Below are 23,074 nucleotides of genomic sequence, written 5' to 3' on the forward strand. Positions count from 1 at the left end.
GCGGCGAGAGTGCGTGCCGGGCGTCGCAGGGCAGACGGGACTTCCGACGCTTGCCCCAGGAGCGTAGGAAGCCCGGAGATCGGGTTTGAGTTGCACGGTGTCACGTCTGCGGGGCTTCTCCGTTCCACCGTGTCACCCCTTCCTGGGCGCATGTTTCACCGCCGTTTTCGCAGGTCCCGGCATGTTTCAGCCCTGTTGCGCGTCGTGCGCGAGGAGGGCGATGTGGACGGAGGCGGCCTGTTCGAAGTCGTCGAGGTCCACCCCGAGGCGGGCCTGTATGGCTTCGAGGCGGCGGTACAGCGCGGGCCGGCTGACGTGGTGCAGCTGGGCGGTGTGCGACTTGTTGCGGCCGGTCGCGAGATAGGTCCGCAGCACGGGCAGCAGATCCTGCTCGGCGTGCCCGTCGCCGCACAGCAGCCCGTCCAACTCCCGCTCGGCGAAGGCCTGGACGTGCGGATCGTCCCGCAACAGCCGCACCAGGCCCCGCAGATGGACGTCCCGGAGGCGTACGACGACGGGGAGGTCCAGCCCGGTCGTGGCGGACTGGGCGACGGCGTCGGCCACATGCCGGGCCTCGCGCAGCCCGCCCGGCACGTCCTCCCAGGTGGTCCGTGCCTCGGCGGCGGCCACGACCGTCGTCCGCACCCCCGACTCCGACCGCAGCCGGGCCGCGAAGTGCGCGGTGAGCGCGATCGCGTCCTGGTCCCGGGCGAGGCTGAGGAGAACGGCGGTGGCACCCTCGGCGAGTTCGGCGACCAGCCCGGGGAGCCCCAACATCCGGAGCACACGGTCGAGTTGGGCCGGGTCGCCGTCGGGTACGACGAGGGGTACGAAGGTACGGCGGTTGACGGGCAGCCCGGCCGCGCGTGCCCTCGGCAGCAGCTGCCGGGCCGGTACGACGCCGGAGACCAGGTCCGTCAGCAGGCCCTGCGCGGACTGTTCCTCCCAGGAGTGCGCGGAGCCGCCGAGCATCCGGTGCAGGACGAGCGCCTCGGCGGCCCGGTCGGCGAGCAGCCGCCCGGTGGCGGTGTCGCCCCGGTGGCCGCACAGCACGATCTGGCCCCAGCGTTCGCCGCGTCCGCCCAGTTCGGCCCGGATCCAGCCGTCGACCTGGTTGCCGCCCGCCTGGCGGGAGATGCGTTCCCAGTCGCGCAGCACGTCGTCGACCGCCGACCGCTCCCCCGCCGTGGCGAGGACGCGGTGGGCGAGGTTGGTGACGACGAGCGGGCAGCCCGCGTGGTGGGCGATCTCGTCGAGCAGCCGTTGCAGCGGGGCACCGGCCGTGATGAGCCCGGTCAGGGCGGTGCGGACGGCCTCCGACAGGCTCACGGCCGCGAACTTCCGCCGTACCAGCCGGGATTGGACCTCTTCGGTCAGTTCGGCGAAGGGGAACGGGCGGTGCAGCACCACCATGGGCAGTCCGCACCGCTCCGCCGCCCGGCGCATCACCTCGGGCGGCGTCGGGAAGGCCCGGCCGAGGCCGAGGACGACCGCGGCGGCCTCGGCCCGGTACAGCGAGTGGATGTACTCGGCCTGGGCGTCCTCGTCCCCGGCGAGCAGGACCCCGGTGGTGAGGACCATCTCGCCGCCGCTGAGCATCACGCCGACGTCCGGGGCCTCGGCCACATGCACCCAGCGCACGGGCCGGTCGAGCTGACCGGCGCCGGCCACCACCTCGGGCTCTCCGGCGAGGACCCGGTCCAGGGTGAGGACCTGGCGTACCGACAGGGCGGGTTCCAGGGCTGGTTCCGGGCCGGGTTCCGAGGTGGTGGTCATGGCGGTGTTCCTCAGATCTGTTCTGGTGCTACTGGATGCTCCTCAGAGCCCGTTCGAGGGCGTCGGCGCCCTCCTCGGCCTCGGCGACGGTCAGCGACAGCGGTGGCGCGAGGCGCAGCGCGCTGGTGTTGTGGCCACCGCCCTTGCCGATCAGCAGGCCCTCCCGGCGGGCGGCCTCCAGGACGGCGGACGCGGCCTCCGGGTTCGCCTCGTCGGTGCCGGGCTTGACCAGCTCGATGCCGATCATGAGGCCCCGGCCGCGTACCTCCTTGACCGCCGGGATCTGCGCGGTGATCGCCCGCAGCCGCTCGATGAGCAGTCCGCCGACGCGCCGGGCGTTGCCCTGGAGGTCGTGCTCGATCAGGTAGTTGAGGTTGGCGAGGCCGGCGGCCATGGTGATCTGGGTGCCGCCGAACGTCGAGATCGAGTTGCTGTCGAGGCAGTTCATGACCTCGGAGCGGGCGACGACACCGCCGATGGACATGCCGTTGCCGATACCCTTGGCGAAGGTGACGATGTCCGGCGGCCCGTTCTGCCCGTGCGCCTGCCAGCCCCAGAAGTTGTCGCCGGTACGGCCCCAGCCGGTCTGCACCTCGTCCGCGATCCACAGCACCCCGTGCCGTTGCAGCACCTCGCGGAAGGCCGCGTACAGGCCGTCCGGCGGTGAGGTGAAGCCGCCGACGCCCTGGACGGGTTCGGCGATCAGCGCGGCCGGCGGGCGGCCGTGGCCGAGCAGGTCCTCCAGGTCGGCGACGCAGGCCGTGATGAAGTCGGCGTCGCTGAGATCGGCGTACGGGCCGCGCGTGCGGACGCCGCCGTGCACGTACAGCGTCTGGAGCGGGGACAGCGAGGTCGGCGACCAGCCCTTGTTGCCGGTGATGCCGACCGCGCTGAACGAGCGGCCGTGGTAGCTGTTGCGCATCGCCAGGATCTGGTTGCTGCGGCGGTACGTCGTCGCCAGCATCAGCGCGGTGTCGTTGGCCTCGGTGCCGGAGGTGGTGAAGAAGACGCGGGCGTCCGGGATGCCGGACATCTGCGCGATCCGCTCGGCGAGTTCGACCATCGGCCGGTTGAGGTAGAGCGTGGAGGAGTGGATGATCCGCCCGGCCTGCTCGCTCACCGCCTTGGTGACCTCGGGCAGCGCGTGCGCCGTCATGGTGGTGAGAATGCCGCCGAAGAAGTCGAGGTACTTGGTGCCCCCGGCGTCCCAGACATGGCGGCCTTCGCCGTGGGTGATCTCCAGCGGGTCCGCGTAGTAGAGCGCGAGCCAGTCGGGCAGTACGGCCCGGTGGCGTCCGAGCAGTTCGTCGGTCACGGCTGCACCACTCCTTTCACTGCTGTACGGGTTCTGCGTGTGTCACGGCTGTACGTGCCCACGTCAGGGCGGTACGAGTCCTGCGGAGGCGATCACGGCTGTACGAGGCTGTCGTGGACGGTCACGGCTGTACGAGTCCTTCGTACGCGTCGGGCCGGCGGTCCCGGTAGAAGGCCCACTGCTGCCGCACGTTCTCGATCAGGTCGAAGTCGAGGTCCCGTACGACCAGTTCCTCGCCCTGGTCGCTCGCGACCTCGCCGACGAACTTGCCGCGCGGGTCGACGAAGTAGGAGGTGCCGTAGAAGTCGTTGTCTCCGTACTCCTCCACACCGACCCGGTTGATCGCGGCGACGAAGTACTCGTTGGCGACGGCCGCCGCGGGCTGCTCCAGCTGCCACAGGTGGGAGGACAGGCCCCGGTGGGTGGCGGACGGGTTGTAGACGAGCTGGGCTCCGTTCAGACCGAGTTGGCGCCAGCCTTCCGGGAAGTGGCGGTCGTAGCAGATGTAGACACCGACCTTGCCGACGGCCGTCTCGAAGACGGGCCAGCCGAGGTTGCCGGGCTTGAAGTAGTACTTCTCCCAGAAGCCCTTGACCTGGGGGATGTGATGCTTGCGGTACTTGCCGAGGTAGGTGCCGTCGGCGTCGATCACCGCCGCGGTGTTGTAGTAGAACCCGGACTGCTCGACCTCGAAGACCGGGACGACGATCACCATGCCGGTCTCGCGGGCCAGCTCCCGCATCCGGGTCACGGTCGGGCCGTCGGGCACGGGTTCCGCCCAGGCGTAGTGCTCCGGTTCCTGGACCTGGCAGAAGTAGGGCGCGTTGAAGACCTCCTGGAACCCGATCACCTTCGCGCCCTGCCGGGCCGCCTCACGGGCGTGCTCGACGTGCTTGGCGACCATGGACTCGGTGTCGCCGGTCCAGGTCGCCTGGACCAGGGCGGCGCGTACGACGTTGGCCATGTCAGGTGCTCCTTCGACAGGGACCTCAGCGAGCCTCTACGCCCGTAGAAGCAGGCCGTAGAGGCTTGAAAGTAAGCCCCGTCGACGGGCGGGGCAAGACCATCGTCGTCAACCAGCCGAGTCGATCACGTTTCGCACTCCAGTGGAGGATCACGCCTGTGTTTCGCCTGGCCCGGGGGGCGGGTGGGGTCAGGTGATGCCCTGGACGCGGAGGGCGTGCGTCACCTCGCGGTGGCGCTCCTGCGAGATGCCGCGCGCCGCCGCCAGGACAAGGGGCTTGAGCCGGCGCGGGTCGGCCTCGGTGGTGCGCGCGGCCTCCTCCGGCGTACGGACGCGTACGTACACGTCGAGCAGCGCACGCGCCTCCCGTTCGCGCCCCTCGGCGAGGAAGGCGGCGACGGCCTCGCCGATCTCCTCGGCGGGCCGGGAGACGCCCTGGCGGAGCATCTGCTCGCCGTCCGCGGCGCGGCCCACCGCGTTCAGGGCGTCCGCGACCGCGACCAGCCGGTCGGCGGGCAGCGAGCCGGCCTCCCACAGCAGGGTCGCCCAGTCGGCGCCGAGCCCCGCGCGGTGCAGCTCGGCCGCGAGCAGCGGGAACCGGGCGGCCGGGCCCCGCGCGACCTCCACGAGCAGGGCGTGCGCCTCGCCGCTGCGGCCCTCCCGGCGCAACCACACCAGCCGTTCCACGGTTTCGCCGACCTCCCGCCGCGCTTCGTCGTCCAGCGCCTCCCGCGCCTGCGGCTGCTTCGACTTCGACCCGGGCCCCGGCTCCTCGACCCGCTCCGCGACACCGGCGTAACGGGCGCCCCGGGGACGCCCCTTCCGCCCGACGGCCGGCCCCGCCTCGGGCACGACCGAGGGCTGCGCCTCCTCGGCCTCCACCGCCCCGGCGAAACGGGCGCCCCCGCGCGGGCGTCGCTTGGAGCGCTGCTTGACGGGCGGCGCGGTGACGGGCTCGGGGGCGGAGGGGTCGGGCTCGGGGGTGGGAGGGGGCGGGTCGGCGAGGGTGGAAGGAGAGGTGGGGATGGGAGGAGACGTGGGGGTGGGAGCGGCGTCGGTGCGGGCGGGGGCGCCGGGGGCCGGGAAGGCGGACGCGTAGGGGTCGTGCGCGGCGTCGCGCGCCGGGTCGCGCCGGGCGTCGTGGGCCGGGTCGCGCCGGGCGTCGTGCACGGCATCGCGCCGGGCATCGTGGGTGGGGTCGCGCCGGGCGTCGCGCACGGCATCGCGCCGGGCGTCGTGGGTGGGGTCGCGCCGGGCGTCGCGCGCCGGGTCCCGCCGGGCGTCGGGCGCGGCATCCCGCGAGGCGGTCCCCTCGGACGCGCGGCCCTCGGACGCGCGGCCCCCCGGCGCGCGGCCCTCCGGCGCGCGCCCGTCGTACGCGTCTCCGCCGTCGTATAGGTCCGCGTGGATACGTCCGTCGCCGTGCCGGGCGCCCCGTGCCCGATCGGCGTCGAGCTGATCCGCATACGTGGCCCCGCCGCCGTACGGGCCCGCGTGTGGGCCACCGCCGTGTCGGCCCGCGTACGCGTCAGCGCCGCCGTACTGGTCCGTGTGGGTACGGCCGTCGCGCCGTTCCGGTGTCGCCGCCAGGTGCTCCTCCGCGACGGGTAGCCGAAAGACGTCCCCGGCGGGGTTCGTCGGGAAGCGCGGCGCGCCCCGCACGGGGCGGCGGTCGGCGTCGTCGATGCGGGTGCGCAGCTCCGCGCAGCGGGCCGTGGCGCGTTCGTGGTCGTCGTGGGCCCAGGCCAGGTCGAGCCGGAGGGAGTCGGCCTCCTCCTGGGTGGTGGCGGCCTGGAGGAGACGGGTCAGCTCGGCGGTACGTTCGGCGGCGTAGCGCTGTTCGCGGAACATGCCGTCGAGCCGGTCGCCGAGGGCTTCACGGCCGCCGGGCCGGGAGTCGTGGGCGGCCACCGAGGCGCTGTGCAGGACGCGGGCCCGCTCGGTCTCCTGGGCCGCGGCGGCGGGACCGTACGCGGCGTCGAGGTCGTGCATCAGCGCTTGGACGACGTCCCAGGGCGGCACCTCCAGGCCGTCGAGGCAGGCCCGCATGCCGTCGGGGTCACGCTGCCAGAAGACGGCGCACCAGCCACCGCCCTGGTCGAGCTTCGTCATCAGCTTGTTCAGGTATCCCGCGAACTCCCGCACCTGACCCGGGAGTTGATCCACAGCCATCGCATACTCCCCGGCAGACCGGTGTGCTCCGGCCCGCTAGAAAACACCATTCGTGTTACAGAACGGCTACGCGAAGTTTTCAGAGCGGACGCAGTGTGCTGTGCACGGCCGCGCGACGGCTGTGCGTGCGGGGTTCCAGCCATCACGGCGTACGAGTCGCGCCAGTACGGCGTACGTACGGCTCAGGCCACCGCGGCCGTGGGGGCGGTCGCCTCGGCCGGGGCGCACCGGGCGACCAGCTCGTCCATGGACAGACCCAGCGTGCGGGCGAGGGCGGCGATCGTGAAGAAGGCCGGGGTGGGGGCCCGGCCGGTCTCGATCTTCCGGAGGGTCTCCGCGGAGAGACCGGCGCCGGCGGCGATCTCCGCCATGCTGCGACCGCCGCGGGCTTCACGCAGCAACCGGCCGAGCCGCTCGCCGCGTTCGCGCTCTTCGGGGGTCAGTGGGGTGCGCACCATGCGCCCATTCTAATACCGATCCCCACCGAGGGACCGGTATATTAATTGGGTCGCGAGCGGTATAGTAATTGGCATGGTGGAACTGAAGACGGACGCGTCGATGGACGCGATGTACGAGACCGGGCAGGTCGTGGGGCAGGGCCTCAGCGCGGTGCGGGAGGCCGCCGCCGTGGGCGTCTCCCTGCTCGAACTGGACGAGGTGGCGCACGAGGTGCTGCGGAAGGCGGGCGCGTCGTCGCCCTTCCTGGGCTACCACCCCTTCTTCGCGCCCACCCCCTTCCCCGCCGTGCTCTGCACCTCGGTGAACGACGCGATCGTGCACGGCGTCCCGACGTCGTACCGGCTGCGCGACGGCGACCTCGTGTCCGTCGACTACGGCGCCGAACTCGGCGGCTGGGCCGGGGACTCGGCGATCAGTTTCGTGGTGGGTACGCCGCGCCCGGCCGACCTGCGACTGGTCGAGACGGCCGAACGGGCGCTAGCGGCGGGCATCGAGGCGGCCGTCGTCGGCAACCGCATCGGCGACATCGCGCACGCGATCGGCACCGTGTGCCGTGCCGCCGGGTACGGGATCCCGGACGGGTTCGGCGGCCATGGGATCGGCCGCCGGATGCACGAGGACCCGGCCGTGCCGAACGAGGGGCGGCCCGGGCGCGGGATGCGGCTGCGCCACGGGATGGTCCTGGCGATCGAGCCGATGGTGATCGGTGGGGGCGGCGACGGGTACCACGCGGCGCCGGACGGCTGGACCCTGCGGACGGACGACGGGTCGCGGGCGGCGCACGCGGAGCACACGGTGGCCATCACTGAGGCGGGACCGCGGGTGCTGACGGCCCGGTAGAACGCCGTTTCACTGCGGGTAGTTGTCCGGCTGCGGGCCCGGTGGGCTTCTCGCGCAGTTCCCCGCGCCCCTAAAAGACCAGGCCCCCGCGGCCAGAAAGGCGACCGGCGGCGGGCCGAAAAGCATGGGGGCGCAGCCCCTGCTTTTCAGGGGCGCGGGGAACTGCGCGAGAAGCCCCACCGGGCCCGCACTCGCCCACGCACCCGAACCCCCACCCCCATAGGCGCCCCGCCCGGTGTAGCCCCGCACTCCCCGGGAACCCGAGGCCGAATGAACAGCGGATTCCCGAGGCCCGAGGGCTACGGCCCGGACCCCTTCACCGAGTTCTTCGCCCGCTTCTTCGGCGGCCCGCACCCGCAGCGGATCGAGATCGGCCGGCTGATGAGCGGCGAGGCCCGCCGCCTCGTCGCCGACGCGGCGGCGTACGCGGCCCGGCGCGGCAGCAACGACCTGGACACCCAGCATCTGCTGCGCGCCGCGCTGACCGCCGAGCCGACCCGAAGTCTGGTGGCCCGCGCGGGCGCCGACCCCGACGCGCTGGCCGGTGAGATCGACGAGCGGTCCGGCCCGGAGCGGCACCGGCCGGGGTCAGGACCGGCGCCCGCGTCGCTGGCGCTGACCCCGGCCGTCAAGCGCGCCCTGCTGGACGCGCACGAAATGGCCCGGGTCACCGACGCCGGCTACATCGGCCCCGAACACGTCCTGAGCGCCCTCGCCGCCAACCCGGACTCGGCCGCCGGCCACATCCTCGGCGCCGCGCGGCTGTCGGCCTCCGCACTGCCGCCGGAGGCGTCGGAGCCGTCGGCGGCGCCCCCGCCCACCGCGATCCCCCTGGCCGGGTACCCGCGCTCCGAACTGCCGCGCCGTGCCCCGACCGCCACCCCGACCCTCGACAAGTACGGCCGCGATCTGACCGACCTCGCCCTTCAGGGCCGTATCGACCCGGTGATCGGGCGGGAGGAGGAGATCGAGCAGACCGTCGAGGTGCTCTCCCGGCGCGGCAAGAACAACCCCGTGCTCATCGGTGAGGCGGGCGTCGGCAAGACCGCGATCGTGGAGGGGCTGGCGCGGCGTGTCGCCGAGGGGGACGTGCCCGATGTGCTGGCCGGCCGCCGGGTGGTCGCCCTGGATCTGTCCGGGGTGGTCGCCGGGACGCGGTACCGGGGCGACTTCGAGGAACGGCTGACGAACATCGTCGACGAGATCCGGGCGCACTCCGGCGAACTGGTCGTCTTCATCGACGAGTTGCACACCGTCGTGGGCGCCGGCTCGGGCGAGGGCAGCACGATGGACGCGGGCAACATCCTCAAACCGGCGCTGGCGCGCGGCGAGTTGAACATCGTCGGGGCGACGACCCTGGAGGAGTACCGGCGGATCGAGAAGGACGCGGCGCTGGCCCGCCGCTTCCAGCCGGTGTTGGTCCCCGAGCCGGGCCGCGACGACGCGCTGGAGATCCTTCGCGGGCTGCGCGACCGGTACGAGGCCCACCACCAGGTCCGTTACACCGACGAGGCGCTGACGGCGGCCGTGGACCTGTCGGACCGGTATCTCACCGACCGCCGACTGCCCGACAAGGCCATCGACCTGATGGACCAGGCCGGCGCCCGGGTCCGGCTGCGGGCCCGCACGAAGGGGACGGATCTGCGGGCCCTGGAACGGGAGTTGGAGCAGCTGACCCGGGACAAGGACCAGGCGGTCGCGAGCGAGCGGTACGAGCAGGCGACGCGGTTGCGGGACCGGATCGGTGAGCTGCGGCAGCGGATCGGCACGGACCGCGACGGGGAACGTGCCGACGACGGGCAGAGTCTGGAGATCGTGGCCGAGGACATCGCCGAGGTGGTCTCCCGGCAGACCGGCATCCCCGTCAGCAGCCTGACCCAGGAGGAGCGGGAGCGGCTGCTCGGCCTCGAAGAGCGGCTGCGCGAGCGGGTCGTCGGCCAGGACGAGGCGGTACGGGTGGTGGCGGACGCCGTGCTCCGCTCCCGCGCCGGGCTCGCCGCTCCCGAACGGCCCATCGGCAGCTTCCTGTTCCTGGGTCCCACCGGCGTCGGCAAGACCGAGCTGGCCCGCGCGCTGGCGGAGGCCCTCTTCGGCGGTGAGGACCGGATGGTGCGGCTCGACATGAGCGAGTACCAGGAGCGGCACGCGGTCAGCCGGCTCGTCGGCGCCCCGCCCGGCTACGTCGGCCACGAGGAGGCCGGCCGGCTGACGGAGGCCGTGCGCCGGCACCCGTACGCGCTGTTGCTGCTGGACGAGGTGGAGAAGGCCCACCCGGACATCTTCCACCTGCTGCTCCAGGTCCTCGACGACGGCCGGCTCACCGACGCGCAGGGCCGCACGGTCGACTTCTCCCACACCGTGGTCGTGATGACGAGCAACCTGGGCTCGGAGGCCATCGGCCGGAACGGCGCCGGGCCGGGCTTCTCGGCGGGCGACGCGGAGGCCGAGGAGGAGAACCGGCGCGAGCGGATCCTGCGTCCGCTGCGGGAACACTTCCGGCCCGAGTTCCTCAACCGTGTCGACGAGATCGTCGTGTTCCGGAGGCTCACCGACGTCCAACTGCGGCGGATCACCGGCCTGTTGCTGGAGCGGACCCGGGAACGCCTGCACGCGCGGGGCGTCACCGTCGACTTCGCCGAGCAGGCCGTGGACCGGCTGGCCCGCGCGGGCCACCAGCCCGAGTACGGTGCCCGGCCGCTGCGCCGCACGATCCAGCGGGAGGTCGACAACCCTCTGTCCCGGCTGCTGCTCGACGGTGAACTGCCGTACGGCAGCCGGGTGGTGGCGGAGGTGGAGGACGGGCGGCTCGTCTTCCGTACGACGCCGCCGCCCGGCTCCGAGGGCGCTACCTGACGAGGGCGCTACCTGACGAGGGCGCTACCTGACGGGGTGCACGACCATCGCCGCGCCGCCGCCGCGCCGTACGGTCTCGGCGGCGGCCAGCCACTTGCCGTTGGACAGGCGCTGGACGGCGGTGGCCGCGCCGATCTCCGGGTTCTGCCGGAAGCCGTGCCCGATGGCTTCGAGTTCGGTCCTCAACGGGCTGTTCCACAGGCCCGGTTCGAGTTCGGTGGTGGTCTGGTTGCGCTGGCTGGCGCGCGGCGCGGCGATCGCGTCGACCAGCGGCAGGCCCCGGTCGAGGAAGCCGGTCAGGGTCTGCAGCACGGTCGTGATGATGGTCGCGCCGCCCGGCGAACCGAGCGCCACCACGGGCTTGTCGTGCCGGTCGAGGACGATGGTCGGCGACATCGACGAGCGGGGCCGCTTGCCGGGGCCCGGCAGGTTCGGGTCGTGCACGGCGGGGTTGGCCGGGGTGAAGGAGAAGTCCGTCAGCTCGTTGTTGAGCAGGAAGCCCCGGCCCGGCACGGTGATGCCACTGCCGCCGGTCTGCTCGATGGTGAGCGTGTACGAGACGACGTTGCCCCACTTGTCGGCGACCGTGAGATGGGTCGTGCTGTCGCCCTCGTACGTCGTCGGCGCTGCCGTACCGCCGGTCGCGCAGGCCTCCGGGTGGCGCGGGTCGCCGGGAGCGACGGGGCTGGTGAGCACCGCGTCGTCCTTGATCAGGCACTCGCGCGAGTCGGCGAACCGCTGCGACAGCAGCCCCTTCGTGGGGACGTCCTCGAAGGCGGGGTCGCCGACCCAGCGGCCCCGGTCGGCGAACGCGATGCGGCTCGCCTCGATGTAGCGGTGCAGGTACTGGACGTCGCTCGCCTTCGAAAGGTCCGTCCGCTCAAGGATGTTGAGCACCTCCGCGACCGTGGTGCCACCCGAGGACGAGGGGGCCATGCCGTAGACGCCGAGCCCTCGGTACGAGGCCTTGGTGGGCGCCTGCCGCTTGGCGCGGTAGGCGGCGAGGTCGGCGGTGGTGAGGTCGCCGGGGCGGGCGTTGTAGCCCGAACCCGGGTCCACCGGTGGCTTGTTGACGGTGTCGACGATGTCCTGCGCGAGGGGGCCCCGATAGAGGGCACCGACACCCTTGCGACCCAACTCCGCGTAGGTACGCGCCAGATCGGGGTTCTTGAGGGTCGAGCCGACCACCGGCAGCTGCCCGCCGGGGAGGTACAGCTCGGCCGTGGCCGGGAAGTTGCGGAAGCGGGCCTCGTTGGAGGCGGTCTGGGAGCGGAAGGTCGCGTCGACGGTGAAGCCGTCGCGGGCGAGCTTCTCGGCGGGCTTCAGCAGCTTGCCGAGCGGCTCGCTGCCCCAACTCCGCAGCGCCGTCTGCCAGGTGGCCGGGGTGCCGGGGGTGCCGACGCCGAGCCCGCTGGTGACGGCCTCGGCGAACGGGATCGGCTGGCCGTTCTCCAGGAACAGGTCCTCGCCGGCGCTCAGGGGCGCGGTCTCCCGGCCGTCGATGGTGTGGACCGTGCGGGACCCGGCGTCGTAGTAGACGAAGTAGCCGCCCCCTCCGATGCCCGCCGAGTAGGGCTCGGTGACGCCCAGCGCGGCGGCCGTGGCGACGGCCGCGTCCACCGCGTTGCCGCCCTTGCGGAGCACCTCGATCCCGGCGGCGGAGGCATCCGGGTCGACGCTGGAGACGGCGCCGCCGTAGCCGACGGCGACCGGGACCTTCCGGGCGGGGTCCGTCGCGGCGGCGGTCGGCGGGGCCGCCCCCACCGACACCACGGCGGACGTCGCCGCCAGTACAGCCAGTTTCCGCGCGACAGGGCGACGCAGACGCATCCGTACCTCCAGTCAAGGACCGTCCGCGCAGACTAACGCGGTTGCCATGGTCCCGTCAGGAGGCACCGCGAGGCCGTGAATCGGACACCGATTCGGACAGCGTTCGACCACGCCCGCTACCATGCGCGGCCATGAATGACGACGTGCGCAATATCGTCCTCGGCGTGGTCGCGGCCGGGCTCAGTGCCTCGCTGGGCTGGCTCTTCCGGACGTACCTGTGGAAGCGCAAGCTCCGCCGCAAGCAGGCCTTCTTCGGAGTACCGGAGAACTCGGAGGCCCTGCTGGTGGTCAACCGGGATCCGTCCAGTGCGGACTTCGCGGTCCACCGCTTCGACGTGTTCGCACTGCTGGAGCTCTCCGCGCTGATCAAGGACTGCGGTGCGCACGCGCAGATCATCACCCAGGACACCGCGCAGCAGGGCTTCGGAGAGCGCACCGAGTTCTGCGTGGGAGGCCCCGGCTCCAACCGCCGAATGGCCGCCCACATCGCGGCCATGCTGCCGGGCGTCCACTTCAACCTCGGCCCCGAACCCGGCCCCGACCGGAACGCCCTGAGCATAGGCAGCGAGCGCTACCGCCTGGAACCCGGTATCACCGAGCACGTCATCCTGGCCCGGCTCACCACCGGCCAGCCGGACCAGGCCCGGCCGGTGTTCCTCTTCTGCGGCCAGCGCGCCATCACCAACCAGGCCGCCACCCGCTACCTCGCCCGCAACCACGAGCGCCTGCACCGGAAGTACGGCACCGGCACCTTCGTCCTCCTCCTGAAGGTCGTCAACTCCCAGGCGTACGGCCCCGACGTGGTCGAACTCGTCTCGGACGTCACCCGCGCGGCCCAGGCCCCGGCCCCCGCACCGCCCGCCCCGGCCCAGATCTCGCACCGCTCCTCCTAGTACACGACTGGCTCACGACTGGCTCACGGCTGGTTCACGGCCGGCTTCACGGCCGAACGTTACCGTCACGTAACTTACCGGGGAGTTACTTCCGGTAAGGGCGGCCGGTTACCGTCGGGTCACTTTGCACTGACACGAGTGAGGAGCGACCCGTGAGACACCCGCACGGCACCACATCGCGTACGACCAGGGCGCTGCGGACGGGCGCTGTCGGCGCCGTCTCGGCCACCCTGGTCGCCGGCACGGCCCTCGGCCTCGCCCCCGCCGCCCAGGCGGCCGCCGGCTCCACCGCCGCCCCCACCACCCGCTTCGTCGACATCGAGGGCGACGGCGGCACGGTCCTGAAGGCCAATGTCGTCGCGCCCGCCGACACCTCGCGCGCGTACCCGCTCCTGGTGCTGCCCACGAGCTGGGGCCTCCCCCAGATCGAGTACCTGGCGCAGGCACGCAAGCTGGCCGACGCCGGGTATGTCGTGGTCAGCTACAACGTCCGTGGCTTCTGGGAATCCGGCGGATACATAGAGGTCGCGGGACCACCCGACACGGCCGACGCCTCCAAGGTGATCGACTGGGCCCTCGCCCACACCCCGGCCGACGCCGACCACATCGGCATGGCGGGACTGTCGTACGGCGCGGGCATCAGCCTGCTCACCGCCGCCCACGACAAGCGCGTCAAGGCGGTCGCCGCGCTCAGCGGCTGGGCGGACCTGATCGACTCGATCTACGGCGGACGCACCCAGCACCTCCAGGCGGCGGCCCTGCTGGACGGCGCCGGCCGGATCACCGGCCGCCAGGGCCCCGAACTCCAGCAGATCTTCGGGGACTTCTACGCGTCCAACCTGGCGAAGGAGGGAGACATGATCGCCTGGGGGAAGAAACGTTCCCCCGAGACCTATCTGGACCAGCTCAACACCAACGGCACGGCCGTCATGCTCGCCAACGCCTGGGGCGACTCGATCTTCCCGCCCAACCAGTACGCCGACTTCTACGAGAAGCTCACCGGCCCCAAGCGGCTGGAGCTGCGCCCCGGCGACCACGCCACCACGGAGGCCACCGGACTGTTCGGACTGCCCAACGACGTGTGGACGGACACCCAGCGCTGGTTCGACCGCTATCTCAAGGGCACGCCCAACGGCATCGACCGCGAACAGCCCGTGCGGCTCAAGTCCCGTACGGGCGGCGCCTTCGAGGGCTATCCGGACTGGAAGTCGGTCACCGCGACCCGCCAGAAGATCGCCCTGACGAGCGGCACCACGATCCGGGCGAACGTCGACTCGGGCGCCAACGGCGGCGTCGTCTTCCTCTCCAGCATCCTGGACCAGGTGGCCCAACTCCCGCCCGTGGCCTCGATCCCGCTGCTGCCGCGCCGCTGGGCGGCCGTGTGGCAGTCGGAGAAGTATCCGCAGGCTCAGGCCGTGCGCGGTACGGCGAAGCTGCACACCACGGTCACCGCCACCAAGGAGAGCGGCACCCTCGTCGCCTACCTGTACGACGTGGGCCCGCTCGGCCTCGGCAAGCTGGTCAGCCACGCGCCGTACACGTTCCACGGCGAGACGCCCGGCAAGCCGTTCGGCGTGGACCTGGAGTTGCTCTCCACGGCCTACGACGTTCCGGCGGGCCACCGTCTCGCCCTGGTCGTCGACACGGTCGACCCGCTCTACATCGAGCACAACCCGACCGGCGCGCAGCTGACCTTCTCCTCGCCGCCGAACGACCCGTCGTACGTGTCGATCCCGCTGCGCGAGCAGTGATCTCCGGCTGCCGCCGGGCGGGCCTGGCCCCTGGCCGCTGCGCGCCTGGCAGCAGCGTCCCTGTTTCGGCCGGGGTGGCGTCCACGGCCTCGCTCACCCCAAGTGGATGAACCGCTCATCGTAGTCGAGGTCCGCGACCGGTCCAGTGGCGGTGGTCAGTGCTTGAGGATCTTGGAGAGAAAGTCCTTGGCACGGTCGCTCTCCGGATGCGTGAAGAACGCGTCCGGGGAGCGGTCCTCGACGATCCTGCCGTCCGCCATGAAGACGACCCGGTTGGCGGCGGAGCGGGCGAAACCCATCTCATGGGTGACGACGACCATGGTCATGCCCTCGCGCGCCAACTGCTGCATGACTTCGAGGACTTCGTTGATCATCTCCGGGTCGAGGGCCGAGGTGGGCTCGTCGAACAGGATGACCTTGGGGTCCATGGCGAGGGCGCGGGCGATGGCCACGCGCTGCTGCTGGCCGCCGGAGAGCTGTGCCGGGTACTTCGGCGCCTGGTCGGCGAGGCCGACCCGGTCGAGGAGTTCGCGGGACCGCCTCTCGGCGTCCTCCTTCTTCCGTTTGCGGACCTTGATCTGACCGAGCGACACATTCTGCAGGACCGTCTTGTGCGCGAAGAGGTTGAAGGACTGGAAGACCATGCCGACGTCCGCGCGGAGCGCCGCGAGGGCCTTGCCCTCCTCCGGCAGCGGCTGACCGTCGAGCAGGATCGTGCCGGAGCGGATGGGCTCCAGCCGGTTGATCGCCCTGCACAGCGTCGACTTGCCCGACCCCGAGGGGCCGATGACCACGACCACCTCTCCCCTGCCGACGGTGAGATCGATGTCCTGGAGGACATGCAGCTCGCCGAAGTACTTGTTCACGCCGTGCATCTCGATCAGCGGTTCGACCGCCATGCCCTGCCCGCCCTAGGCCGTTTCGTTCCCTGCCGTACCGTGCTCTACCGTGCCGCGTTCTACCGTGCCGTGCCCTGCCGTGTCACCGGTGCCGCAAACTACTGGGAGGGAAGGCCCCTCCATACGCGACACGCACCCCCGGGGATTAGCCGTATTGTCGGGAGGCCGTCACTGCTCCGCGAGTTCGGCGTACTGCTGGGAGAGTTCCGGGGCGCCGCTGGCGGCCCATTCCCGGCCCGCCTCGACGACGTCGATCTCCCGGCCGGATGCCAGACGCACCACGGGCTGGCCGTTGGGCCAGATCGCCCAGCGGGCGCCCGGGACGGTCCGTACGACGACCGTGCCCAGATAGAGCCCGGCGTCGTTCCCGAGCCAGGCCACGGTCTCCTCGTCGTCGCGCCAGCGCGGGACGAGTTGGTCGAGTGCCTCCAACGAGGCGGCGGAGTCGTCGAGTCGGACACCGGCCTGGGTGGCCTGGGCGCGCAGCAGTTCGCATTCGGCGAGGAGTTCGGCGAGTCCCTCGTGCCCGTCGTCGTCACCGTCGCCGCCGGTGAACACCGCGATCCCGAAGGCGGGGTCACGCCTCTTGCGCCAGTTGCCCAGGAAAGAGATGTTCATGCGTTCAGCGTGTCATCCACCTCTCCCTTCGCACCACAGGCGCGCGGGGTCCGGTTGTTCGACGGGAGTTCGCCCGTGGTTCGCGCACACCTCATTGACGGGTCCCTGACGCCTCTTTAGTTTCGTGCTGCATCTGTCGTCTCATCGTTGTACCGATGTCGCATCCGCCGTGATCGTCGCGATCATGGTCAGCAGTGAGCGGGAGGGGTCGCGCGTGCGCCGACACGTCTGGGGAACGGCCGTCGTACTGGGGCTCCTGGCGGTGAGCGCGACGGTCACACCCGTCGCGTCCGCCCGCGCCGCCGAGGACGGACGGGCCGAACCGGCGCCGCTGGAACGCCTCTTCGACAACCGGGCGGTCAGCGACGACGCACGGCCCGCCGAGGCCGACTTCGACGGCTCCGGCGGTTCCCTCTCCGCCGCCGATCTGACGGCCGCCGGATGGACACCGGGGCGCACCCTCACCGTCCAGGGCGCCCGCCTGACCTGGCCGCGCCGCACGGCGGGCGAACCCGACAACGTACGCGCCGCCGGCCAGTCCGTCCGCGTACGCGGCCGGGGCGACGCCCTCGCCTTCCTGGTCGCCGCCACGGGCGGTGCGGAGGTCACCGGCACCGGCACCGTCCGGTACACGGGCGGCGCCCGCTCCACGTACCGCCTCACCGCTGCCGACTGGCGCACCGGCCCGCTCGCCACGAAGGCCGTCGCCCTCCCCCACATCAACACCCCGGACGGTCAACTGACCGAGAAGGCACGGCTGTACGTCGTCACCGTGCCGCTCGTCCGGGGCCGTCAGGTCGCCTCCGTGACCCTGCCGCGCGACCGGGACCTGCATGTGTTCGCGCTGTCCGTGCGGCCCGAATCGCCTGGCTGGACCGGCGGTTGGGCCGCTTCCTCCTCCGGCTACACCGCCGTCGGCCCCTGGACCGACCGGACCCTGCGGCTCGTCGTCCACACCTCGGCGGGCGGTCCCCGGGTGCGGATCCGGCTCGACAACACCTTCGCGTCGGCACCGGTACGGGTGGGCAGCGCGACGGTGGCGTTGCAGGCGGCGGGCGCGACCGCCCGGAGTGCGCCGGTGCCGCTGTCGTTCGGGGGCGCGGAGGGCACCGAGATCCCGGCGGGCGCCCAGGCGTTCAGCGACCCGCTGGGCTTCGAAGTGCCCCCGGACACCAGCCTCTTGGTGAGCTTCCATCTGCCGGGCACGGTGACGGCCGCGCCGGTCCACCAGCTCGCCCGGCAGACCTCGTACGTCAGTGAGCCGGGCGACCACACGGCCGACGGCTCGGCGGCGCCGTACACCTCCACGATCACCGCCTGGCCGCTGCTGACCGGTGTGGACGTGGGCGGCGGGCCGGGGTCCGTGGTGCTGCTCGGGGACTCGATCACCGACGGGGAGCGGACGACGGTCGGCGCGAACCGGCGCTGGCCGGACGTGCTGGCGCGGCGGCTGCTGAACCAGCACGAGGTCCCGCGCTTCGGCGTCCTCAACCAGGGGATCTCGGCGAACCGCGTGGTCACCGACCGCTATCCCGGCGACGGCGTCTCCACCGACACGGGCGGGGTCAGCTCCCTGCACCGCCTCGACCGGGACGTCCTCGCCCAGACCTCCGCGCGGACCGCCGTCGTCTTCCAGGGCGTCAACGACGTCCGCTGGGGCACGACGGCGGCCGAGGTGATCGCGGGGCTGCGGGAGATCGCGGCCCGGGGGCACGAGCGGGGCCTGCGCATGCTCGTGGCGACCGTCGCCCCGTGCGAGGGCGAGGCCCGCTGCACGGCGGCCGCCGACGCCCACCGGGTCGCGGTGAACGAGTGGATCCGGGACAACGACGACTTCGACGGGGTCCTCGACTTCGACACGGTGCTGCGCGACCCCGACCGCCCGGCCCGGCTGCTGCCCGCGTACGACAGCGGGGACCATCTGCATCCGAACGAGGCGGGGCTGGCGGCGCTGGCCGAGTCGGTGGACCTGAGGCTGTTCCAGACCGCCGGGGGCTAGACGTCCAGGTCCACGACGACCGGCGCGTGATCCGAGGCGCCCTTGCCCTTGCGCTCCTCACGGTCCACGTACGAGTCGCCGACCGCCTTGGCGAACGCCTCGTTGCCGTAGACCAGGTCGATGCGCATGCCCCGGTTCTTGGGGAAGGCGAGCTGGCGGTAGTCCCAGTAGGTGTAGGGGTGGTCGTACTTGAGGGGGCGGGGGACCACGTCGGAGAGGCCGGCCTCGCGGAGGGAGGCGAGGGCGGCCCGCTCGGCGGGGGTGACATGGGTGAGGCCCTCGAAGGCGGCGACGTCGAACACGTCGTCGTCCGTCGGCGCCACGTTGTAGTCGCCCAGGACGGCGAAGGGGCGGCTGCCGGCCGCGTCACCGGCGACGGCGGCCTTCAGCGCCTCGAACCACTGGAGCTTGTACGCGTAGTGCGGGTGGTCGACCTCACGGCCGTTCGGCACGTACACCGACCAGACGCGGACCGGGCCGCAGGTCGCGGAGATCGCGCGGGGCTCCACGGAACCGTCGTAGCCGGGGTCGCCGGGCAGGCCCTTGACCACGTCCTCCAGGCCGACGCGGGAGATCACCGCCACGCCGTTCCACCGGCCCGTCGCGTGCACGGCCGCCTCGTAGCCCGCCTCGCGCAGGGCGTCGAACGGGAAGCCCGCCTCGGCGATCTTGGCCTCCTGGAGGCAGAGCACGTCCGTGCCGCTGCTCTCCAGCCAGGCCAGGAGCCTCGGGAGGCGGGCGGTGATCGAGTTCACGTTCCAGGTCGCGATGCGCATGCCCCACAACCTACCGGGCGGGTCCGACAACGCCGGTCCCGCCCGGGAACGGGGCGACTCTCAGACGTCCGCCGAGGAGCCGGGGGCCAGCCGCAGGTGCTCCGCGCCGCCCAGGGAGCCGATCTGGCGGTCGTAGATGGGGCGGGCGAGGTCGGTGAGGAGGGCGTCGTGGATGTCGTACGCCCGCTGCGGCTTGACTTCGCGGACGTAGTCGATGACCTCGGAGATCTTGCTCCAGGGGGCCATGACGGGGAGCATCAGCGTCTCGACGGTGTGGCCGGGGACGGTGAGGGCGTCGCCGGGGTGGAAGACCCGGCCGCCGTCGACGAGGTAGCCGACGTTGGTGATGCGCGGGATGTCCGGGTGGATGACGGCGTGCAGCTCGCCGTGGACCTGGACGTCGAACCCGGCGGCGGTGAACGTGTCGCCGTGGCCGACGGTGTGCACCCGGCCCGGGAAGGCGGCGGAGATCTTCTCGGCGACGGCCGCCAGGGTCCAGATCTCGGCGGCCGGGTTGCCCTCCAGGGCCGCCCGCAGCCGGCCCTCGTCGAAGTGGTCGGCGTGCTCGTGCGTGACCAGCACGGCGTCCGCGCCGATCGCGGCGTCCTCCTCGCTGAACCCGCCCGGGTCGATGACGAGCGTGCGCCCGTCCTTCTCCAGACGGACGCAGGCGTGCGACTTCTTCGTGAGCTTGATGGTCATGGGTCCATCCTGCCCCCGACGGGGCGGGCGGCGGGTCACTCCTCGGGGGTGGTCTCCTCGCGGATGACCTGCTGGGCCACCCGGAACGCGCTGTTGGCGGCCGGGACCCCGCAGTAGACGGCGGCCTGGAGGAGGACTTCCTTGATCTCGACCGGGGTGAGGCCGTTGCGGAGGGCGGCGCGGGTGTGGAAGGCCAGCTCGTCGAGGTGCCCGCTGGCGACGAGCGCGGTCAGCGTGACACAGCTGCGGGAGCGGCGGTCGAGGCCGGGCCGGTCCCAGATCTCCCCCCAGGCGTAGCGGGTGATGAACTCCTGGAAGTCACCGGAGAACTCGTCCGCCGAGGCCAGCGCCCGGTCCACATGCGCGTCCCCGAGCACCTCGCGGCGGACCTTGAGCCCGGCGTCGTACGGGTCCGGTCTGCCCATCGCCTCGGGCTGGGCGGCGGCCGGGGCGATCTCGGCGACCGGGCCGGTCTGCGGCGGCACGGCGGCGAGGGCGGGCTTGACCGGGGCCGCCGGGATGGCGACCTGGCCGGTGGTGGAGTCGTAGGCGGGCTGCCAGGCGGTGGAGAAGTGGCGGACGAGGAGGTCGGTGACGGCGGCGGGCTGCTCGACCGGCACGAGGTGGGAGGCGCCGGGGACGACGGCGAGCCGGGCGTCCGGGATGCCCGCGACGAGCGTACGGGCCTCGGCGGGGCCGGTGACCTGGTCGTCGGAGCCGACGAGGACGAGCGTGGGGACGCCGATCCGGCCCAGTTCGGCGCGCACGTCGAAGGAGGCGAGCGCCTCGCAGGCGGCGATGTAGCAGCCGGGGTCGGTGGTGCGGACCATCTGCACGGCCCACTCGGTGATCGCGGGCTGCGCCGCCGCGAACCCGCTGGTGAACCAGCGGTCCGGGGACGTACGCGCGATCGGGTCGAGGCCGTTGGTCCGTACGATCACCCCGCGCTGACGGAACTCGTCGGCCGTGCCGAAGCGGGGCGAGGCGGCGATCAGCGCGAGCGAGGCGATGCGTTCGGGGTGGCGCAGCGCGAGTTCCGCGCCGATGGCGCCGCCGAGCGCACAGCCGGCGTAGCCGAACCGCTGCACACCGACGGCGTCGAGCGTGGCCAGCAGCCGGGCGGCCAGTTCGGTGACCGAGCCGCCGGGGTAGGCGGGCGCGCCGCCGTGGCCGGGCAGATCGAAGCGGAAGATCCGCCACTGTTTGGTCAGTTCGGGGACCTGGCGGTCCCACATGTGCCAGGTCGTGCCGAGCGAGGGCCCGAGGATCAGGACCGGAGCGTCGTCCGGCCCGTCGAACCGGTACTGGAGGGCGGGGATCTGCGTCTCACTCACCGCTCCACGCTAACGTCCCTTCCTCTGTGCTCGGTTCCATGCCCCCGAATCAGCGCGGACGGCTCCCGAACATCAGCGGGCAACTCTCACATCGTCTTCACCGGAGCGCAGGTCACGGGGCGGTCGTCAGGCCTGCTCGGGACAGGCGACACGGGCATCGAACAGATATCCCTGCGTGTCGCGGGTCGTGGGCTTCGTGGTGCGGTGCGGTGTGTTGTTCAGACGTCGGTGGTGCCCAGGCCGGTCAGGGCGCCTACGGGGTCGAGGTCCGGGGTGCCTCGGGGCCACCAGTCGTCGTGGTCCGGTTCGGACTCGTACGCGTACCAGAGGCCGTCGCGGCCGAGGCGGAGTTGGACGTGGCCGTGGGGGTGGGTGAGGTGGTTGCGGCGGGGGCGGAAGGCGGGGAGGTCGGCGGCGAGGAGCAGGGGGCGGGCGCGGTCGAAGCGGCCGGCCGGGGGGTCCCAGGGCTCTTCCAGGACGGTCAGCCCTTCGAGGCCGCCCTGCCGCCAGGCGGCGACCGCGCGGGCCAGGTCGGCGGGGGTGCGGCCGGTGGCGGCGGCCAGGGAGGAGTAGAGGGCGCGGGTGGTGGCGGTGAGGCCGGAGCCGGGGCGGGCGGCGGCGAGGCGTACCGCGTCCTGCCACAGGGTCAGTTCGGCCACCGGGTCGTGTCCCGTGGTGAGCAGCGCGTGTGCGCGGGCGGCGGCGTCGGTGGCGAGCTGGTCCAGTGCGAACGGGTCCGGACCGCCGGGCGCGCCCGGGTACACCGGCGGCTGTTCCGGATGCGGCGGCGGGGGCAGGGGGGTGGGCAGCGGGGGGAGGGTGCGCGGGGCGAGGGCGTCGCGGGCCCGGACGCCCGGGAGCGGCGCGGGTTCCTGCTCCTGGGCGGCCCGCGCCGCGCGGGCGGCGTTCCGGCGCGACAAGGCGTCGATCAGCTCCCGCTCGCCCCGGCCCCGCAGCAGCAACAGCACGAACGGGTCCTCGTCCAGCAACCGCGCCGTCTGATAGCAGAGCGCCGCAGCGTGCTTGCAGGGGTGGCCGAAGTCGGGGCAGCTGCAACGGGGTTCCAGCTCTCCGGGGCCGGGCAGCAGGCGTACGCCTTGCTCGCCCGTGGGGTCGGAGAGGGTGTGCGGGAGTTGTCTGTCCAGCAGCGCGGCGATGTGGCCCGGCTGCTCCGCCGCCGCGTCCAGGAAGCGGTCCCATGCGTCGTCGTCCAGGGTCCGCAGCCGGAGTTGCACCCGGTACGGCCGGGGCCGGCTTCCGTGGACGTACGCCAGCACGAGCCCCGGTGTGACGGTGATCGCGTCCACGTGCCCCTTGTCGGCGTACGCCCGCCCGCGCGCCAGCCGCGCCGCGTCCAGCGCGCCCTCCTCCAACGCCGTCACCCACGCGTTGCCCCACCAACTCCCCGCGAACGCCTCCTCGGTGGAGGGACGCGGCGGGAACGGGCGGAACGTACGCCGCAGTTCGCCGTCCCGGGAGGGGGCGGCCATGGTGCGGGGGACGCGGGGGGTGGTGGGGGCGTCCGGTTGGGCTGCGGGAGGGGTGGCGTCCGGTCGCGGGGGGCGCGACGGGTCGGGAGCAAGCTCGGGGGCGGCTGAGGAGGGCTGCCACTCGATGGAGGGGGCGCCGGGTTCCGGTTCCCCGGACGGCAACTGGAAGGCTCCGGTGAGGAGTTCACGTACATCACGCGCCCGGTCGTCCGATGATGCCGGGCCCCGGCCCGCAGTCGGCCCCTGTCCCGTCACCGGCTCCCGTCCCAAAGCCGGGCCCCGGCCCGCAACCGGCCCCTGCCCCGTCACCGGCTCCCGTCCCAAAGCCGGGCCCCGGCCCGCAACCGGCCCCTGCCCCGTCACCGGCTCCCGTCCCAAAGCCGGGCCCCGGCCCGCAACCGGC

17 protein-coding genes are annotated in these 23,074 nt (G+C 72.7%); 5 read left to right on the forward strand and 12 right to left on the reverse strand.

The genetic code is table 11. The features are described 5' to 3' along the window. Window positions 1–186 precede the first annotated feature (186 nt). The 5 genes from ACZ7MG_RS24600 to ACZ7MG_RS24620 all read right to left on the reverse strand — a co-directional run bounded on the left by ACZ7MG_RS24600 (window position 187) and on the right by ACZ7MG_RS24620 (window position 6,685). The gene (locus tag ACZ7MG_RS24600; protein WP_471383497.1) at window positions 187–1,776 is read right to left on the reverse strand and encodes a PucR family transcriptional regulator; all 1,590 of its coding nucleotides are present in this window, start codon (window positions 1,774–1,776) and stop codon (window positions 187–189) included. Between the two features lie 28 nt (window positions 1,777–1,804). Further along, window positions 1,805–3,091: an aspartate aminotransferase family protein gene (locus tag ACZ7MG_RS24605; protein ID WP_471383500.1), complete on the reverse strand. Its 1,287-nt coding sequence runs from the start codon at window positions 3,089–3,091 to the stop codon at window positions 1,805–1,807. Window positions 3,092–3,212: 121 nt separating this feature from the next. Next, complete coding sequence (locus ACZ7MG_RS24610; RefSeq protein ID WP_471383503.1) at window positions 3,213–4,055, reverse strand: nitrilase-related carbon-nitrogen hydrolase; 843 nt, start codon at window positions 4,053–4,055, stop codon at window positions 3,213–3,215. A 189-nt stretch (window positions 4,056–4,244) separates the two neighbouring features. Continuing rightward, the gene (locus tag ACZ7MG_RS24615) at window positions 4,245–6,227 is read right to left on the reverse strand and encodes a hypothetical protein (protein WP_471383506.1); all 1,983 of its coding nucleotides are present in this window, start codon (window positions 6,225–6,227) and stop codon (window positions 4,245–4,247) included. 182 nt (window positions 6,228–6,409) lie between these two features. Further along, the gene (locus tag ACZ7MG_RS24620) at window positions 6,410–6,685 is read right to left on the reverse strand and encodes a helix-turn-helix domain-containing protein (protein WP_471383509.1); all 276 of its coding nucleotides are present in this window, start codon (window positions 6,683–6,685) and stop codon (window positions 6,410–6,412) included. A 73-nt stretch (window positions 6,686–6,758) separates the two neighbouring features. Between ACZ7MG_RS24620 and map the strand changes: the two genes are divergently transcribed. Continuing rightward, a complete protein-coding gene (gene map / locus ACZ7MG_RS24625; protein WP_471383512.1) occupies window positions 6,759–7,526 on the forward strand; it encodes a type I methionyl aminopeptidase in 768 nt (255 codons plus the stop codon). A gap of 270 nt (window positions 7,527–7,796) precedes the next feature. After that, on the forward strand, window positions 7,797–10,379 hold the full coding sequence (locus ACZ7MG_RS24630; RefSeq protein ID WP_471383515.1) for an ATP-dependent Clp protease ATP-binding subunit: 2,583 nt from the start codon (window positions 7,797–7,799) through the stop codon (window positions 10,377–10,379). A 24-nt stretch (window positions 10,380–10,403) separates the two neighbouring features. Here ACZ7MG_RS24630 and ggt read toward each other — a convergent pair whose 3' ends face one another. Next, a complete protein-coding gene (gene ggt / locus ACZ7MG_RS24635) occupies window positions 10,404–12,209 on the reverse strand; it encodes a gamma-glutamyltransferase (protein WP_471383518.1) in 1,806 nt (601 codons plus the stop codon). 131 nt (window positions 12,210–12,340) lie between these two features. On the opposite strand from ggt, the gene ACZ7MG_RS24640 reads away from it, so the two are divergent. Both ACZ7MG_RS24640 and ACZ7MG_RS24645 read left to right on the forward strand, forming a co-directional pair. Further along, window positions 12,341–13,102, forward strand: coding sequence for a hypothetical protein (locus tag ACZ7MG_RS24640; protein ID WP_471383520.1), 762 nt, complete (start codon window positions 12,341–12,343; stop codon window positions 13,100–13,102). Window positions 13,103–13,254: 152 nt separating this feature from the next. Then, entirely contained in the window at window positions 13,255–14,853 is a 1,599-nt protein-coding gene (locus tag ACZ7MG_RS24645; protein ID WP_471383523.1) for an alpha/beta fold hydrolase, read from the forward strand. Window positions 14,854–15,008: 155 nt separating this feature from the next. Here ACZ7MG_RS24645 and ACZ7MG_RS24650 read toward each other — a convergent pair whose 3' ends face one another. Both ACZ7MG_RS24650 and ACZ7MG_RS24655 read right to left on the reverse strand, forming a co-directional pair. Then, window positions 15,009–15,752 carry an amino acid ABC transporter ATP-binding protein gene (locus ACZ7MG_RS24650; protein ID WP_471383524.1) on the reverse strand — a complete coding sequence of 248 codons (744 nt, stop codon included), beginning with the start codon at window positions 15,750–15,752 and terminating at the stop codon, window positions 15,009–15,011. A 168-nt stretch (window positions 15,753–15,920) separates the two neighbouring features. Then, window positions 15,921–16,370, reverse strand: coding sequence for a DUF6278 family protein (locus ACZ7MG_RS24655; protein WP_471383527.1), 450 nt, complete (start codon window positions 16,368–16,370; stop codon window positions 15,921–15,923). 184 nt (window positions 16,371–16,554) lie between these two features. Between ACZ7MG_RS24655 and ACZ7MG_RS24660 the strand changes: the two genes are divergently transcribed. After that, on the forward strand, window positions 16,555–18,369 hold the full coding sequence (locus tag ACZ7MG_RS24660; RefSeq protein ID WP_471383529.1) for an SGNH/GDSL hydrolase family protein: 1,815 nt from the start codon (window positions 16,555–16,557) through the stop codon (window positions 18,367–18,369). Here ACZ7MG_RS24660 and ACZ7MG_RS24665 read toward each other — a convergent pair. The 4 genes from ACZ7MG_RS24665 to ACZ7MG_RS24680 form a co-directional block, all read right to left on the reverse strand. Beyond that, window positions 18,366–19,145, reverse strand: coding sequence for an exodeoxyribonuclease III (locus ACZ7MG_RS24665; RefSeq protein ID WP_471383532.1), 780 nt, complete (start codon window positions 19,143–19,145; stop codon window positions 18,366–18,368). The two genes, ACZ7MG_RS24660 and ACZ7MG_RS24665, sit on opposite strands and share 4 nt — an antisense overlap. A 60-nt stretch (window positions 19,146–19,205) precedes the next feature. Beyond that, the gene (locus ACZ7MG_RS24670; RefSeq protein WP_471384019.1) at window positions 19,206–19,841 is read right to left on the reverse strand and encodes an MBL fold metallo-hydrolase; all 636 of its coding nucleotides are present in this window, start codon (window positions 19,839–19,841) and stop codon (window positions 19,206–19,208) included. A gap of 41 nt (window positions 19,842–19,882) precedes the next feature. Then, entirely contained in the window at window positions 19,883–21,181 is a 1,299-nt protein-coding gene (pcaDC, locus tag ACZ7MG_RS24675) for a bifunctional 3-oxoadipate enol-lactonase/4-carboxymuconolactone decarboxylase PcaDC (RefSeq protein WP_471383534.1), read from the reverse strand. Between the two features lie 218 nt (window positions 21,182–21,399). Beyond that, entirely contained in the window at window positions 21,400–23,034 is a 1,635-nt protein-coding gene (locus tag ACZ7MG_RS24680) for an SWIM zinc finger family protein (RefSeq protein ID WP_471946157.1), read from the reverse strand. Between the last annotated feature and the right edge of the window lie 40 nt (window positions 23,035–23,074).

Source organism: Streptomyces sp. NPDC107538, from assembly GCF_055657445.1.

Bases quoted from the DNA above. Each gene is read 5' to 3' on its own strand.
- ACZ7MG_RS24600 (WP_471383497.1), bottom strand. From the start codon at position 1,776: ATGACCACCACCTCGGAACCCGGCCCGGAACCAGCCCTGGAACCCGCC.
- ACZ7MG_RS24610 (WP_471383503.1), bottom strand. From the start codon at position 4,055: ATGGCCAACGTCGTACGCGCCGCCCTGGTCCAGGCGACCTGGACCGGC.
- ACZ7MG_RS24615 (WP_471383506.1), bottom strand. From the start codon at position 6,227: ATGGCTGTGGATCAACTCCCGGGTCAGGTGCGGGAGTTCGCGGGATAC.
- ACZ7MG_RS24620 (WP_471383509.1), bottom strand. From the start codon at position 6,685: ATGGTGCGCACCCCACTGACCCCCGAAGAGCGCGAACGCGGCGAGCGG.
- map (WP_471383512.1), top strand. From the start codon at position 6,759: ATGGTGGAACTGAAGACGGACGCGTCGATGGACGCGATGTACGAGACC.
- ACZ7MG_RS24630 (WP_471383515.1), top strand. From the start codon at position 7,797: ATGAACAGCGGATTCCCGAGGCCCGAGGGCTACGGCCCGGACCCCTTC.
- ggt (WP_471383518.1), bottom strand. From the start codon at position 12,209: ATGCGTCTGCGTCGCCCTGTCGCGCGGAAACTGGCTGTACTGGCGGCG.
- ACZ7MG_RS24640 (WP_471383520.1), top strand. From the start codon at position 12,341: ATGAATGACGACGTGCGCAATATCGTCCTCGGCGTGGTCGCGGCCGGG.
- ACZ7MG_RS24650 (WP_471383524.1), bottom strand. From the start codon at position 15,752: ATGGCGGTCGAACCGCTGATCGAGATGCACGGCGTGAACAAGTACTTC.
- ACZ7MG_RS24655 (WP_471383527.1), bottom strand. From the start codon at position 16,370: ATGAACATCTCTTTCCTGGGCAACTGGCGCAAGAGGCGTGACCCCGCC.
- ACZ7MG_RS24660 (WP_471383529.1), top strand. From the start codon at position 16,555: ATGGTCAGCAGTGAGCGGGAGGGGTCGCGCGTGCGCCGACACGTCTGG.
- ACZ7MG_RS24665 (WP_471383532.1), bottom strand. From the start codon at position 19,145: ATGCGCATCGCGACCTGGAACGTGAACTCGATCACCGCCCGCCTCCCG.